11 protein-coding genes are annotated in these 15,281 nt (G+C 28.3%); 1 reads left to right on the forward strand and 10 read right to left on the reverse strand.

Annotated elements, in window-relative coordinates:
- The 9 genes from OM90_RS00435 to OM90_RS13430 form a co-directional block, all read right to left on the reverse strand.
- The gene (locus OM90_RS00435; RefSeq protein WP_058484909.1) at window positions 1–390 is read right to left on the reverse strand and encodes a NifB/NifX family molybdenum-iron cluster-binding protein; all 390 of its coding nucleotides are present in this window, start codon (window positions 388–390) and stop codon (window positions 1–3) included.
- 14 nt (window positions 391–404) lie between these two features.
- Window positions 405–1,235, reverse strand: a complete 831-nt coding sequence (locus OM90_RS00440; protein ID WP_058484910.1) for an Mrp/NBP35 family ATP-binding protein — start codon at window positions 1,233–1,235, stop codon at window positions 405–407.
- 235 nt (window positions 1,236–1,470) lie between these two features.
- Window positions 1,471–2,568, reverse strand: a complete 1,098-nt coding sequence (locus OM90_RS00445; RefSeq protein WP_058484911.1) for a type I phosphomannose isomerase catalytic subunit — start codon at window positions 2,566–2,568, stop codon at window positions 1,471–1,473.
- Between the two features lie 88 nt (window positions 2,569–2,656).
- The gene (locus tag OM90_RS00450) at window positions 2,657–3,949 is read right to left on the reverse strand and encodes a TRAP transporter large permease (protein ID WP_242860832.1); all 1,293 of its coding nucleotides are present in this window, start codon (window positions 3,947–3,949) and stop codon (window positions 2,657–2,659) included.
- On the reverse strand, window positions 3,931–4,446 hold the full coding sequence (locus OM90_RS12545; protein ID WP_058484912.1) for a TRAP transporter small permease: 516 nt from the start codon (window positions 4,444–4,446) through the stop codon (window positions 3,931–3,933). The genes OM90_RS00450 and OM90_RS12545 overlap by 19 nt, the downstream gene beginning before the upstream one ends.
- 77 nt (window positions 4,447–4,523) lie before the next feature.
- Window positions 4,524–5,579, reverse strand: a complete 1,056-nt coding sequence (locus OM90_RS00460) for a TRAP transporter substrate-binding protein (RefSeq protein WP_058484913.1) — start codon at window positions 5,577–5,579, stop codon at window positions 4,524–4,526.
- A 222-nt stretch (window positions 5,580–5,801) separates the two neighbouring features.
- Window positions 5,802–6,866, reverse strand: coding sequence for a LacI family DNA-binding transcriptional regulator (locus OM90_RS00465; RefSeq protein WP_058484914.1), 1,065 nt, complete (start codon window positions 6,864–6,866; stop codon window positions 5,802–5,804).
- Between the two features lie 181 nt (window positions 6,867–7,047).
- A complete protein-coding gene (locus tag OM90_RS00470; RefSeq protein WP_058484915.1) occupies window positions 7,048–7,938 on the reverse strand; it encodes a LysR family transcriptional regulator in 891 nt (296 codons plus the stop codon).
- A gap of 46 nt (window positions 7,939–7,984) precedes the next feature.
- The gene (locus OM90_RS13430) at window positions 7,985–8,098 is read right to left on the reverse strand and encodes an ACT domain-containing protein (RefSeq protein WP_144428515.1); all 114 of its coding nucleotides are present in this window, start codon (window positions 8,096–8,098) and stop codon (window positions 7,985–7,987) included.
- A gap of 216 nt (window positions 8,099–8,314) precedes the next feature.
- On the opposite strand from OM90_RS13430, the gene OM90_RS00475 reads away from it, so the two are divergent.
- A complete protein-coding gene (locus OM90_RS00475; RefSeq protein WP_058484916.1) occupies window positions 8,315–9,436 on the forward strand; it encodes an aldo/keto reductase in 1,122 nt (373 codons plus the stop codon).
- A gap of 59 nt (window positions 9,437–9,495) precedes the next feature.
- Here OM90_RS00475 and OM90_RS00480 read toward each other — a convergent pair whose 3' ends face one another.
- Complete coding sequence (locus tag OM90_RS00480) at window positions 9,496–14,973, reverse strand: CBM96 family carbohydrate-binding protein (protein ID WP_058484917.1); 5,478 nt, start codon at window positions 14,971–14,973, stop codon at window positions 9,496–9,498.
- Between the last annotated feature and the right edge of the window lie 308 nt (window positions 14,974–15,281).

Raw genomic sequence — 15,281 nt, forward strand, 5'->3', positions numbered from 1 at the left:
TTATCTTCCTCCTCTAAAACCCCTTCTTGCTCCCATTCCTGCGTGAGCAGGGCCTGCTTGCGATATCTCTTCCAATTTTTGTTCTTTTAATAATTCTATAGCCCTCTCAACCTTCATGCTTCCACAAGAATAAACTTTTATATCAGAAGTTTTAAAAAGATTAAAACTATTAGGCCCCATATTTCCTGTAATTACAGCGTCTACATCTTCATCAATAATTTGCTGAGCTGCAGCTATTCCTGCTCCTCCTCCTGATACTTGTCCTCTATTTGCAATGGCTTTTATAAACCCTTTATCTGTATCATAAATTATAAAATAATTACATCTTCCAAATCTTATATCAACCATATCATCTAAATTTTTTCCTATAGAAGAAACTGCTATTTTCATAAAACATCTCCCCTTTATTTTTTATTCACTGAAGTTATTATCTTTTCAGTAATACTTTTTATAGTATCATCTATATCCTCCGTACTTTTACTTTTATCTTCCATAGCTATATTCGCTATATCTTGACACATAGGTAATTCTCCAAGAAGTTTTAAATCTAATCCTTCTAAAAATTCCTTTGTATTTTTGCTATCAAATATTCTAATTTTTTTATTACAATCTGGGCATAAAATATAACTCATATTTTCAACTACTCCAATAACTTGTATATTCATTTTTTTAACCATATTTACTGCTTTTGCTACTATCATAGATACTAAATCTTGAGGAACTGATACCATAACTATTCCATTAATAGGAATAGATTGCATAACAGTAAGTGCAACATCTCCTGTTCCTGGTGGCATATCAATAATTAAATAATCAAGGTCTTCCCATAAAACATCAGTCCAAAATTGTTTTACCATTCCTGCTATTAGAGGTCCTCTCCATATAACAGGCTGTTGTTCATCTTCCATAAGTAAATTAAGAGACATAACTTTAATTCCAGTATCAGTAGTAACTGGCAAAATCCCTAGTTCATGTGGTTTTGCTTTTTTATCTTTTACCTTTAAAAGTCTTGGTATACTAGGGCCTGTAATATCCGCATCCATAATTCCTACCTTATATCCTTTTTTACTTAACTCCTCTGCAATAAGAGCCGATACCGTTGATTTTCCTACCCCTCCTTTCCCACTCATTACTCCAATTATTTTCTTTACAGAATTGTATGGACTATTTTCTATCATACATTCTCCTTGTGTTGTACAATTATCTTTTGTAGGACAATTATCACAATTAGACACCTTTAACACCTCTTTTTTAGTTATTAGCATATGCTATTTATATTATATGATTGTTTTATGTTATTGTCAAATGCCATTTATAATTTTATAAAATAAAACCTTACAGTAAATAGAAAAACTATTTATCTGTAAGGTTAAGCTACCCTCGTATCATAAAATAATTCATAAATAAAAATTTTATATTTATATTTTTATATAATAACCCCGTTCCATCTACAAATGAAAAAACTAATTTTTATTTTATCTTTGGACCATAAAATTTAATTAATTCTATTGGTTTGTCTTTTGCTTTAATGGTAAATTCTTTACATACAGAGGGTATAAAATATTGATCAGTTGCATTTATATATCTCTCTCCATTAATTGAAATCAATTTTCCAAAACCAGATAGTATATAGATACCATAAAATTCATTTTCTCCTTTTAAGTCAATTTGAGAATTAACTACTATTTTTTCCATTTTAAAACATTCTGTATTTTCATAGTCTATAAGAGTAATTAATTCATTATCATTAATTTTCTTTTTTCTTTCAGGTATTTTATATGAATCAATTATCTCTTTTAAACTTTTCCCATCATAATTAAAACAATCAAACATTTTTTCAAAGCCTATGCCTTGATGACAAGATAAATCATCTATTTTGTAACCTGCCGGTGTAGTTTTTTCAACTCTTAATGTATAATCTGTAGGTTCCTGAATTTCAATTAAAGTACATCCTGGACCTATAGCATGGGGTAATCCTCCAGGAATAATATAAGTTTCGCCTTTTTTTACCTTTATTTTATGTAAAAAGGATAACATTTTTTCTAAATCTTGTTCTTCAAAACATTTTATAAATTCTTCTTTTGTAACATGTTCTTTAAATCCCATATACACACAAGGTTCTTCTTCTTCATCTTCTCTTGTATCTAATATATGCCAACACTCTGTTTTTCCATAATCAGAATTAAAATATTGCCTTGCCTTTTCTTTTGTGGGATGTACTTGTATAGTCAATCTCTCTTTAGAATCTATAATTTTTACTAAGACCCCCATTTCTCCTTTTAACTTTTTACTATGTTCTTTCCCTAGCATTTCTTCAGGATATGTTTTAATTAAATCTAGTAAACTGACTTCTTCATTATTTAATTGTATTTTACAAATTCCTTCAATTATACCTTCCCTTTGACTGTTATTAGCTTGTACAGTTGAGAGGATCCATAATTCTGGAAAATGATTATCCTCAATATTTTCTTTTCCCATCATTTCATCTATTTTTTTACCACCAACATACGTACGCCAAACTCGTTCTCCTTTTGAAAACAAGGGTTCATATAAGTCTTCTTTTTGCATTGAATTAGCAGACCTCCTCTGATTTGTTTAAAAAGTAGTTAATATATTATAGTATACTCTTATTAAAATTGATATTATTTAAAATTTATTATAATATTTTAGATGGAAGCCATAAACATAATTGTGGAAATGCTATAATAATAGTTAATAATAACAATATAGCTAAATAAAATGGTAAAAATGCTTTTATTGATTTTTCTATTGGAAGTTTTGCGATTGCACATCCTACAAACAAGGAATTTCCTACTGGTGGAGTACATAATCCAATTCCTAAGTTTAATATCATAATAACTCCAAAATGTATAGGACTATAACCTATTTGAGTCGCAACGGGCAATAGTATTGGAGTTAGCATAAAAATAAGTACACTCATATCCATAAACATTCCTGCTATTAAAAGTATAATATTAATCATTAACATTATTAATATAGGATTATCTGTTATACTTAACATTCCTTCAGAAATCATTGCAGGAACTTTCAAATATGCTAATATATATCCAAACATAGAAGACATAGAAATAACCGCCATAATTGTTGCTAATGAACTAAGAGAAGATACAAATACTTTTTTTAATTTTTTAAATGTCATTGTTCTATAAACAAAAGTAGTAATAATAAGACCATATATTGCTGCAATTCCAGCTGATTCTGTAGGAGTAAATACTCCACCTACAATACCACCTATAATAATAACAATAGTTATTAATCCTAAAATTGAATCAACTGTAGCTCTTATAGCTTCTCCCATAGAATATCTATCTCCTACTGGATAATTCCTTTTTACTGCTACAAAATAAGCTACTATCATAAGTACAATCCCAAGTAAAACTCCTGGAATATATCCAGCCATAAACAATTCACTGATAGATAATCCTCCTGCAGCAATTGCATAATAAATCATATTTTGACTTGGTGGTATAATAATACCCTGGATAGATGAGGTTACTGTTACAGCTACGCTATAATCTTTGTCATACCCTTCTTTTTCCATAGCTGGAATTAATAATGCACCAATGGATGATACATCTGCAACTGAAGAACCAGAAATTCCACCAAATAACATACTTACTACTATGTTCACCATAGCTGTTCCGCCTCTGATTCTTCCTACCAATACATTGGCAAATTTCATTAACTTATCACTAATACCCCCTTCAGTCATAATAGCAGCAGATATTATAAAAAAAGGAACTGCTAGAAATCCAAAATTATATAAAGAAGTAACCATTTTCTGAAATAAAAGAAATAAATCTATCTTTAAAAAAAGTGCTGTGATCAGACTTGAAATCCCTAATGAAAATGCAATAGGTATTCTTATAAACATTAAGAGTGCTAAAATTCCAAATAACATGATAACTCCTATAGTTTCTGATCCCACAATTCTTCCCTCCTATTATTACGAATAATATTTATTATCGAATTAATAAATAATACAATACTATATAAACACATCATTATAGCTGCTAAAATTACTGGAATATACATAAATATTTTAGGAATACCACTAACCGGTAATTTATTTTTACCAATAGACATGGTTATCACAAATAAATATTTAGTCATAATTACAGAATATATAGTAATTATAAGATGTCTTATTATATCTAAAATTTGTTTCACTTTTTTAGGGAACTTATCATAAAACATAACAATAGCTATATGATTTTCATAATATAATTCATTTGAAATAGAAAAGAAACCAAACCATATTAATAATAATAAAGAGGTTTCTTCTGACCAAATTAAAGGACTATTCATAACATATCTAAAAAATACATGTAGAGATGTAATAATTAACATAATTCCTAACAAAACAGAACAAAAATTTCTAAACAAGTCAATACATTTTGAAATAATTTTATCAATGTAGTCCATAATACACCTTCTTTCATTTAATTATAAAGGTTTATCCAATAATTAGAAATTACTGGATAAACCTTACTAACTTAAAATTATTGCATTGCTTTAATTTCTTCTATTATTGGTTTTAAATCTTCATATTCATCATACATTGGAGCAACTGCTTCTTGAAATTCTGTCATATCGACTTCTGTAATAGTTGAACCAGCTTCTATTACATCTGCCTTACATTCTTCTTGTTCTTTAACCATAGCTTCTCTTTGCCATTCAGCAGCCTCTTTAGCGCATTCTTGAAGAATCTCATACTGTTCTTCAGTTAATTTTTCTTTTATAGCATCGCTAGTTATAAAAACTCCAAATCCTGCAGTATGTCTATCTACCATATAGTATTTTGCAACTTCAAAATGTCCTGATGTTTTATAACTAACATAATCATTTTCTGCTCCATCTATTACTCCTGTTTGAAGAGCTGTAAAAACATCTGAATATGGCATTGGAGTAGGAGTTGCTCCTAAATATTTAATCATATTAACATTAGCTGCTGAATCCATAACTCTAATTTTCATTCCTTTTAAATCTGCTAAAGAAGTAGCTTTTTCTTTCGTATAAAAACATCTCCAACCAGAATCAAGAAAAGCTAAAACATTAATACCTGTTTCTTCAGCTAATTTTTTATTAATGGATTGTCCAATTTCTCCATCTGTTACACTCCATCTATGCTCATCACTAGAAAACATATAAGGAAGTGTGAATACTTCATATTCTTTTAAATATTGTGTTAATTGTATTACATTTACCCTTGCTAAATCTAATACTCCAGCTTTTACTTGTTCAGTAGTTTCTGCTTCTTCTCCTAATTGAGCATTAGGATAAACTTCTATCCTAACAGCCCCATTAGTTTTTTCTTCCACAAGTTCACTAAGTTTTTGTCCTGCTTGTGCTAATGGACTTTCAAGAGGTTGATTATCTGCAAGTTTTAACACAATAGTTTCTTGTTGTAAAGACTGGTCTTGAGATTGTTCTTGAGATTGTGTTTCAATATTACTTTCTGTTGAATTTGCAGTAGTTTCTTCCTTATTATTACACCCTGTAAATAACATTAGTATCAATGCTGAAATCAAAAACAAAGTAAAGATAGTCTTTTTCATTTTAATACTCCTTCCTCATTTTTTCGTTTTGTAAACTTAAATGAAAGAAACTTTTGATATTTTTAAAACTAAATTTGAAGTTATTCTATAAAACATTACGTTAATTTTTCATTTTAATTTATAAAATCTATATTTTTCGGATTATCAATAAATACTGTATTAATCATCTAGATTATTTTTATTAATTTAGGACATCGATTTCCTAAAATGCAAAAATATATATTAATTTTGTCTAGGGATATCCGTACTCTCTCTAATAATCAAATTCACATTTTTTGAATAATCTTCGAAAATTTTAGTTGTATCATTTTCTATCATTTTTAATAATAATTGTACAGTTTTTTTCCCTAATTCATATTTATTAATCTTAAGAGTTGTAATTTTAGGGTCAATTAAATTAGAAAAAAATGTATCATCAAAACCTATAATAGAATAATCTTTTGGAACTTTATATCCATTATTTTTAAGTACTAACATAGCTCCTAAAGCCACTAAATCATTCATGCATACAATCCCTGTAACTTCTTTACTAGTTGCTAACATTTTTTTTGCACAATTGATTCCCGTATTACAATCTGGAACAGAATCTAAATCTGTTAAATTTTCATTTTCACTAACAAAAAGATATTTTTTATAATCTGTTATTCCATATTCTGCAAGCGCTCTTTTATATCCTTCTAGTTTATCTTTACGAATGCGATTAGTAATAGGTGATAAAAACATAGCTATTTTACGATGCCCTAGTTCTAATAAATGTTTTGTAGATATATAAGCCTCATTGACTTTATTAAAACATATCACCCCCAAATTTCGATATTCTGGATAGGGTTGACCTTTGGTCCCTATAGATAATACTTTCCCTCCACGTTGAATAAAATTTTCTAGTGTCTTAGGCATATTATCTAAATAAATAGTAATGATTCCACTTACTCTATTCCCAATTAATGTTTCTAAATATTTATCTGTTCTTTGTTCTTCTCTATCACAGCTACAAATATGTATAGAATAATTATTAAGAATTGCTTCATCTTCCATTCCACGAACTATTGATGGATAAAATGGATTGGATATAGAGGGTAAAATCACTCCTATTGTGTAATTATTATTAGTTTTTAAACTTCTAGCAATAGTATTAGGATAATAATTCATTTTTCTTGCAGTTTCTTCTATCAACTTTTTTGTTTTAGGATTAACCCTATGTGTAGAATTACTTAATGCACGGGAAACTGTACTAGGAGATAAATTTAATTCTTTTGCTATATCATAAATTGTTACTTTCTTTTTCATCATCTTTCCCTTTCTGTTTGGAAATCGATTTCCTTATATAAAAATAATATCATTTTACATATCACATGTCAATATTTTTTATGAAATTTCACTAAATTATAAACTTTTTATTTTTACATTCGCTTTTTATTATGCAATATATTTAAAAATACCCTTAATTATTATAATAAATAGTATATATTTATGATATCGTTTCTTTAATACAAAATCTTATAAATTCATCAATAAATTGTTCCTTTTTATCCTTTAAATATATAAAATTAAATTCTCTAACTATATGTAAATCTCTAATAGGTACAATTTTTATACTCCCCATTTCTAATTCCTTTTTTATTGTTTCTTTTGAGATTATCGTGTATCCAAGATTTTTTTCAACTAATGATTTAATAGCACTAATACTTCCTATTTCCATATAATTATCTATATCTTTTAAAGCATAACCCATATTAATAAGTTTGTCTTCTAATATTTTTCTAGTTCCAGAACCTCTTTCTCTTAGAATTAAATTTCCTTTTATAACATCTTCTATATCTACAACCTTTTGTTTTGCAAAGGGATGATTTGAAGAAACAGCTAACACCAATTCTTCTTCTTTAAACTTTTTAAAATTAAATTTTTTCTTATCAAAAGGTCCTTCTACAATGGCAAAATCAAGTTTTCTATTTAATAATTTTTCTATAATATCTTTAGTATTATATACTTGTAAAAGTAAAGTAATGTTTTTATATATCTTTTTATGCTTCGCCAAAATTTCTGGAAGTACATATCCTCCAATAGTCATAGTGGCTCCTATATTATATGTTTTTAAAACTCCTGATTTATTTTTTATTTCTGTTTTAACAGTTCTATATAAGTTTTTTATTTCCTTTGCATATTTAAATAATATCTTTCCTTCATCAGTTAATTCTATTTCTCTCCCATTTTTTTTAAAAAGTTTGGCATTATAATATTCTTCTAAAAATTTAATATGTTGGGAAACTGCTGGCTGAGTTAAATTTAAAATTTCAGCAGTTCTCGTATAATTTTTTACTTGCGAAAGGGTTATAAAAGTATTTAACTTAACATCTATCAATTTCTTCCCTCCCAATATATTTATAAATAAAAAATTTAATTAGATCTTATCTTAAAATTTCATAACCTTCTTTAATAAGAACGTTAATAGCTTTATCTATGTATCCATTTTTAACTAGAATATAATCTGTATTATATGTAGAAATGACAAAAATACTTATTCCTTATTTTAAACTTAAATTTGAAATTTTTTAAAAATAATCTTATTTTAATAAATAAATTATAATATATATTTTAAACTAATTTAAAAACAAAATTAATATTTCTCAATCATTGAATAATAATTCTTTTTAAATTACAATTATATATGAACTTTATTGATAATATTACATTTTTATTAATTCCCCCTTTATTAATATTTTATGGAGGTATTTATTATGGCTAATTCACATATTGAATTTACTATTCCAAAACTTGGATTTGGATTAATGCGGTTACCAATGGTTGGAGAAGAAGTAGATATGGAACAAACTATATCTATGGTAGATTACTTTATGGAAAAAGGGTTTACTTATTTTGATACAGCCTATCCTTATATTAATGGTAAATCAGAAGTAGTAGTTCGTGAAGCTATAGTAAAACGTTATCCAAGAGAGTCTTTCCAATTAGCAACCAAAATGCCTGTTCTACTATGTAAAACTTATAAAGACCTTGAAAAAATATTTAATATACAATTAGAACGTACAGGAGCTTCTTATTTTGATTTTTATCTTTTACATGCCCTTAATCGTGATAGAATAATTCATGCTGAAAAAATCAAGGCATGGGATTTTATAAAAGATATGAAGAAAAAAGGCTTTATAAAACATATTGGATTTTCATTTCATGATACTGCAGAATATTTAGATAAAGTTCTTACATCTCATCCTGAAACAGAATTTGTACAACTACAAATTAATTACGCAGATTGGGAAGATAAAAAAATCCAATCTCGTTTATGTTATGAAGTAGCTCGTAAACATAATAAACCTATAATTATTATGGAACCAGTAAAAGGTGGTAATCTAGCTTCTATGTTACCACAAATACAAGATATTTTAAAATCTGCCAATCCAAAAGCTTCTATTGCTTCCTGGGCATTACGTTATGCTGCTTCATTAGATGGAATTATAACTGTATTAAGTGGTATGTCTAATATGGAACAACTAATTGATAATATAAATTCTATTTCTAATTTCAAACCATTAAATGAAGAAGAAAAATTAATTATTCAAAAAGTACAAAAAGAACTTTTAAAAATTAAAACTATCCCCTGTACATTATGTCAATATTGTGTAAAAGATTGTCCACAAAGTATAAATATTCCTAAAATTATTTCAATTTATAATACATATAAAGTTTACAATAATTTTGAAAAATCTAGAAATAATTATTCTAAACTTATAAAAAAATGGGGTAAAGCTTACGAGTGTATCTCTTGTAAATCTTGTGAATCCAACTGTCCACAGCATATTAAAATAATTGATACTTTAAAAGAAGCTGCGAAACAATTTGAATAATTAAATAAAAAATTATAAAAAAGGGTGTGATTTATTATCACACCCTTTTTTTATTATTACTATTGTATTGGAAGTAATACTGGTCCTGCTGGATTTGGTGCATATATATGCACTTCTGTTATACTAGTCCAGCCTTTTCCATAAGATCCATCAGATAAATTATAGTAACCATAACCATTGATTCTTACATAACGACCTTTTACTATTTGTGAGAATAGATAAGCTTCCATATCTGTAGTAGTTCCACTGCTCTTACCACTGTAAACAGTAACCCAATTATTACCGTCTTCTGATACTAGAATTTCTAGTTTTGTTTTTCTCACGTCTCCTTTAGAAAGAGCTATACCTAAATATCCAATCTCTTTTACTTCTCCTAAGTCGTATTGAATCCATTGTGCTGTTGTTTCTGATGGACTTTCTGATGACCATCTTGTTGATAGATCACCGTCTAATGTATTTTCTGGAACATTTCCGTCATTTTCACTGTCTGTTACAGCTACTGGAATTAATAGTACTGGTCCTCCAGATTCTACTATTTCTTTTTCAACTACTACTCCCTCTGATTGATTTCCTTGTACATCTACAGTTTTGATGACGAATTTATAATCATCATTATAAGTAACTCCTTGTATTGTATGTCCTGTTGCATTGCCATCTAATATATCAATTAATTCTCCTTCGCTGTAAATTAATATTGCATCTATATCTTGTTCTGGATTGTTCCATTTGATTACTAAACCTTCACTGTTTAAATCACTTTCTAGATCTTTAATATCTGAAACTTTTTTATCACTCAATGTTACTTTAGTTTTAGCCATCATAACTGAAGTAGGATCACTTTCTAATCCATTACTTACAGCACTTACAGTATAATAATATGGTATTCCATTAATTACATCATTATCTGTATAAGTAGTTTCTTTAGTCTTAGCTATAACATCAAAATCATATCCATTAATACTTCTTCTTACAATGTACTCTTCTGCATCTTCTACTGCATCCCAAGTTATTGTATGAGTTTTACTAGCAGATATTATTTGAATATTTGCAGGAGTATCTGGTAATACAATTTCTTCAGTTTTCCCTACTAAAATTAATTTTGGATATGTGTCTTCACTTGTTTCTTGAGTTGAACGGAACCAACCATAAGCATTATTTTGATCTTGGTCAGATATCATTAAAGCTACTATTCCATCTTTATTATCAGAATGATTTTTAATGTAATCTGTAATATCTAGTTCAACTTTATGATATTCTCCAAAGTTTACAGTAACTTTTCCTAGGAATGTAGCAGTTTCTCCTAATCCTACAACTTTTGCAGAACCTGGTTCATGGTTTGGAGAATTATTCCATGTTAAATCTGTTTCTGACCATGTGTCATCTGTTAAACCATGTATAGATATATCAATTGGTGGATATACTTCAGAGGAACTACTAGTTTTTCCTTCAAGTTCTATATAAGCTTTATCTATCTCTCCTTTAAAATTACTAATGTCAAATTTTAAATATCCTATTCTATCGTCACTACCTTTAGAAGTTCCTTTAAACTTCAATTGTTTTGATGTTGCAAAATTACTATCTACAGTTGAAGATTTATTTTCAACATAAGTATCATCTGTTGGATATAAGATAGTATCATTAGTCATAGGCTCAACTACTGCTTCTAAGGAATCTTGAGTTTCTCCTATTTCTGTATTACCACTTACAACATAAGAGTACCCTAAACTCTTATATACATTAGTATCTTCAAAACTTGTGCCTTTTACATTTCTAGCAATTACTTTATAGTTATCATCTTCTATTCCTTTTCTCTTAATATTATAACTTTCTACACCTTCTAATGCATTCCATTCTAAATTAACTTTATCTCCATCACGAGTAGCTGTAAAGTTAAGTGGTTTACCAATTCCCATAACTGGTTTAACTGCTAAGCTACCTTCTCCAGTTGGTATATAATCTAAATCATTAGAAATTGCCAACTTATCAATATTAGCAGCTTTAGAAGCTTTTATAATTATTGTGTTTTTACCTGCTTCTAAGTAAATTCCACTTATAACTTTTCCCCAATTAAATCCATTATTAGAACTACTTAATGCAATAGGTGTTTCGTTATTAATTGCTACATTAAGATTTTGAGTTCCTTTTGTTCTTAGAAGAATATTATAACGACCACTAGATGGCACATTTATTTCATAAGTAACCATAGCATCATCATTTACTGCAGTAATATATTGTCCATTAGAAGCTTCTGCTTGTGATGCATTAACAAATCCATTTACTGATGTTGCATACTCTGCTTCAATATATGCTATATCATCTTCAACTAAGTGTGTAATATGTCCTCCATTTACATCTCCATTAATTGCTAAAATATATGAATCTTCTCCTTGGGCAAATTCTTTTTCTGCTGTTATTATATAATAATATGTTTTTTCATTATCTAAGGATGAATCTGTAAAAATATTAGATTTAATATTTTTAGCAATAACTTCATAATTATTTCCTGTTGTACTTCTCTTAATAGTATAACCTTCCGCTCCAGATACCTTATCCCATGTTATAACAACGCTACCGTCTCCAACAGAATATTGTACATTTTCAGGAGCAGATAATACATCTAAAATTGGTTTTACTTCTATAACTTCAGATTTTGCACTTCCTTTAGAGTTAATAGCAGTTACTACAAAATAGTAAGTTGTTCCAGCTTTTAAGTCTTTAGCTATATACTTAGTATCTGAAACTGTTGCTACTACACTTAAGTTGGAAGGATTTGTACCTTGTCTTACTTCATATTTATAAGCATTATCAACTTCATCCCATTCAATAGTTACTTGATTTTGGCTTGAAGTAATTTTTACATTAGTTGGTTGTTGTGGAGCTTTTGTAGCTTCTGGTGTAGCTTTTATAATCTTAGAATCTCCACTTGTTCCATAAGCATTTTTTGCTTCTACACTATAGAAATAAGTTTTTCCATTTTCAACATCTAAGTCAATATATTCATTTTCTTTAACAATTTCAATTTCTTCTAAATTTGATTCATCTGTGCCTCTTTTAATTACATACTCTTCTGCTTGAACTGCTTCCCAAGTTAATTTAACCTTCTTATCATTTACTTTAACATTTACTTCTGGAACTTCTGGAGCTACTCCTTCTCCAAAATTAATATTTATATCTCCACCTTCTGCTACTTGAATAACAGTATATCCATCTTCTACACTAAATTCAATATTTTCACCATTAACTACCACTGATTCTGTTGGTACTCCAACTGGATTTTTAACTCTTAATTCTACAGTTTCATTTAAAGCAGCAATTGTTCCTTTATATTGAGTTTCATCACTAATATCTAATGCAAAGGTTATAGGTTTATTTGATACAAAAATATTTTCGCCTTTATAATCTAATGATGTTCCTTGTCTTACTGAAAAATGCTGTAACTCATTATTTGAATTTTCGTTAGTATATGCAAAAGTAGCATCTGTTGTAATATCTCCCAAAGAATTTTCAGCATTGTTTAATTGTTGCATAAAAGTATCTTTTTCATTATCTTTTACTACAGTTCCACCTACTACATCATCTGTACTTAAATCTACTACTTCTGGAATATCAGCATATTTAGAAAGAGGAACTATAATTTGCATAAACATAGTATCTTTTGCTATTTGTCTTGCATTTAAATATCCATAACTATTAAATGCTCCTGCTTCATAGTTTACTTCTCCTTCTTTATCTATAAATATAGATTCTTTAGAAGGAAATACCCAAGCTGCCATTTTTGCTTCTTGACCATATCTATCATCTTCATAAGTCCAAAGACGATAATTACCTTCTCCAGACATTTCTCCACGACCACCATGTAAATATAAATCATATTGCACTTCTTTATCACTAAATAACTGGTCTGCTACTACAAAATAATCTTGTCGTGGGAAACCAATAGCACGAATTTGTTTACCACTAAAATCATAAGAATTCTTTTCTGGGAAAGTAAATCCATCATAAACTGCTTCTTTTTCTTGGAAATCAAAGAAATCAGTATCCATATCATAACGTGATACAGGAGTAGTATTTTCGCTTACATCTTTTGGATGCTCTCCATTAGCAGTAATAACATTATGTGCTTCAGCTGTTAAATACCAGCTAGTTCTTATCCCTTCTCCATAACTATTTCTAGAATATCCAGAATCACTTGCCATCATTTGATTTTCTGCATGGATGATAAAACTTAAATGATCATAATGATAGTGATTATCTGCTTCAGCTACCCCTTGGAAAAGCAAATATCGAGAATTTGGATTATTAAAATTCCAATCACTTCTAAAAACTGTTTGCCCACTATTATTCATAAAAACTGTTCCTGAAACATCTGGCTTAATCTGTTCAATAGTACTATCATATGTTAAATATTGGTCTATATCCCATGTATCATCATAGGATGCTCCTGTGTAAGAGCCATCTGGTTCCCAAGGTCTAAAATCTGTATTAAAGTAAGACCATTGTAAAATATTTGCCAATTTTGCAGTAGAATGTAAATCTGTATCTGTATCTTTATATTGAGATGCCACCATATGTGTTGGAGCAGGTTTTATCCATGAATCCTCTACATTTGGCATCCATCCTCTTCCATTTCTTATTTTAACTGCCCATTCAAAAATATTTTTATATTCTGGGAAATAATTTACACCAGACACATTTTTATAATGATATAAAAATGGAATTAAATTTACCAATGAATAAACATAATAATGTGCACCTTCTCTATAATGACCATCTTTATTAAAGAAATACAAAGTATTGGTATTTGCTGCTTCTAAGGCACGATTTAACCATTTTGAAGCATCTGGATGATCAGATAATGTAAGTGCTAATGTACCTAATCCCCAAGCTGGTTTAGATAAATGGTTATGTGGTCTTGGACCCCAAGTGTATAAATTTTCATATACTACTTGAGCTTCTTTTGCTAAACGTTCTCTAATAATTTCATCATCTTCATCTGATAAGTATGGTTGAATCCAGTCATAAGCTGTTGCAAAATTTTGAGCCCAAACAGCTCTATAAATTTCGTCTACTCCACTTCCTGAAACTGTAGGGTCCATTTCATATATAGGACCATCAAACGCTCTTTTTAAAGCTTCAGTAGCCCTTAATCTATATTCACTTTTCCCTGTCATCAAATACATAAAAGCATTATATTTTGCTATTCTTGACATATTCCCATAATACTTATGTATATCCGTATCACTATCAGTAGCACTAGGAATATCTGTTGGTATTTCCATAGTCAAATAAGGACTGTTAGAAATTTCTTCCCATAATTCAGCTGTAAATGAATCTTCATTTTTCTTTTCTTTAATTTTTTGAATATCACTTTTTGTAAACCATAAAGATGGATGAACTTCTTTTTCCGGTAATACTGGCTCTTCTGAAACTTTAAAACCATCATAAGTTTCATAGTTTGCTGCCATTACATAACTTTGATTAAAGAAAAGAGAAACTACTAAACTTAAGCAAACCATAAGACTTATAAACTTTTTCATTTCTTATCCCCCTTTAAAAGCCCCTTTTTTAACATTTAGTTAGTAAAATTTTTAGCTTTAAATTATTTATTAAGTTTTTATAATAATCACACTCCTTAACTATATATATTTATGATAATTGAAACAATAAAATAAAAATAATTATATAAAATAATATATATATAACTCTATAATTACATATAATTATCTATTACGCATACACACACTTATTTCGCTTTTAAAAAATTGTATCATAATTCTAATTTGTTTGTCAAGTTGCATATTGTATGTATCTAAATATAATAAAAATATATTACTATTAAATATAT

Source organism: Defluviitalea phaphyphila, assembly GCF_001466305.1.
Taxonomy (GTDB): Bacteria; Bacillota; Clostridia; order Lachnospirales; family Defluviitaleaceae; genus Defluviitalea_A; species Defluviitalea_A phaphyphila.

Coding starts and splice junctions, on each gene's coding strand:
- OM90_RS00435 (WP_058484909.1), bottom strand. CDS start 390: ATGAAAATAGCAGTTTCTTCTATAGGAAAAAATTTAGATGATATGGTT.
- OM90_RS00445 (WP_058484911.1), bottom strand. CDS start 2,568: ATGCAAAAAGAAGACTTATATGAACCCTTGTTTTCAAAAGGAGAACGA.
- OM90_RS12545 (WP_058484912.1), bottom strand. CDS start 4,446: ATGGACTACATTGATAAAATTATTTCAAAATGTATTGACTTGTTTAGA.
- OM90_RS00460 (WP_058484913.1), bottom strand. CDS start 5,579: ATGAAAAAGACTATCTTTACTTTGTTTTTGATTTCAGCATTGATACTA.
- OM90_RS00465 (WP_058484914.1), bottom strand. CDS start 6,866: ATGAAAAAGAAAGTAACAATTTATGATATAGCAAAAGAATTAAATTTA.
- OM90_RS00475 (WP_058484916.1), top strand. CDS start 8,315: ATGGCTAATTCACATATTGAATTTACTATTCCAAAACTTGGATTTGGA.
- OM90_RS00480 (WP_058484917.1), bottom strand. CDS start 14,973: ATGAAAAAGTTTATAAGTCTTATGGTTTGCTTAAGTTTAGTAGTTTCT.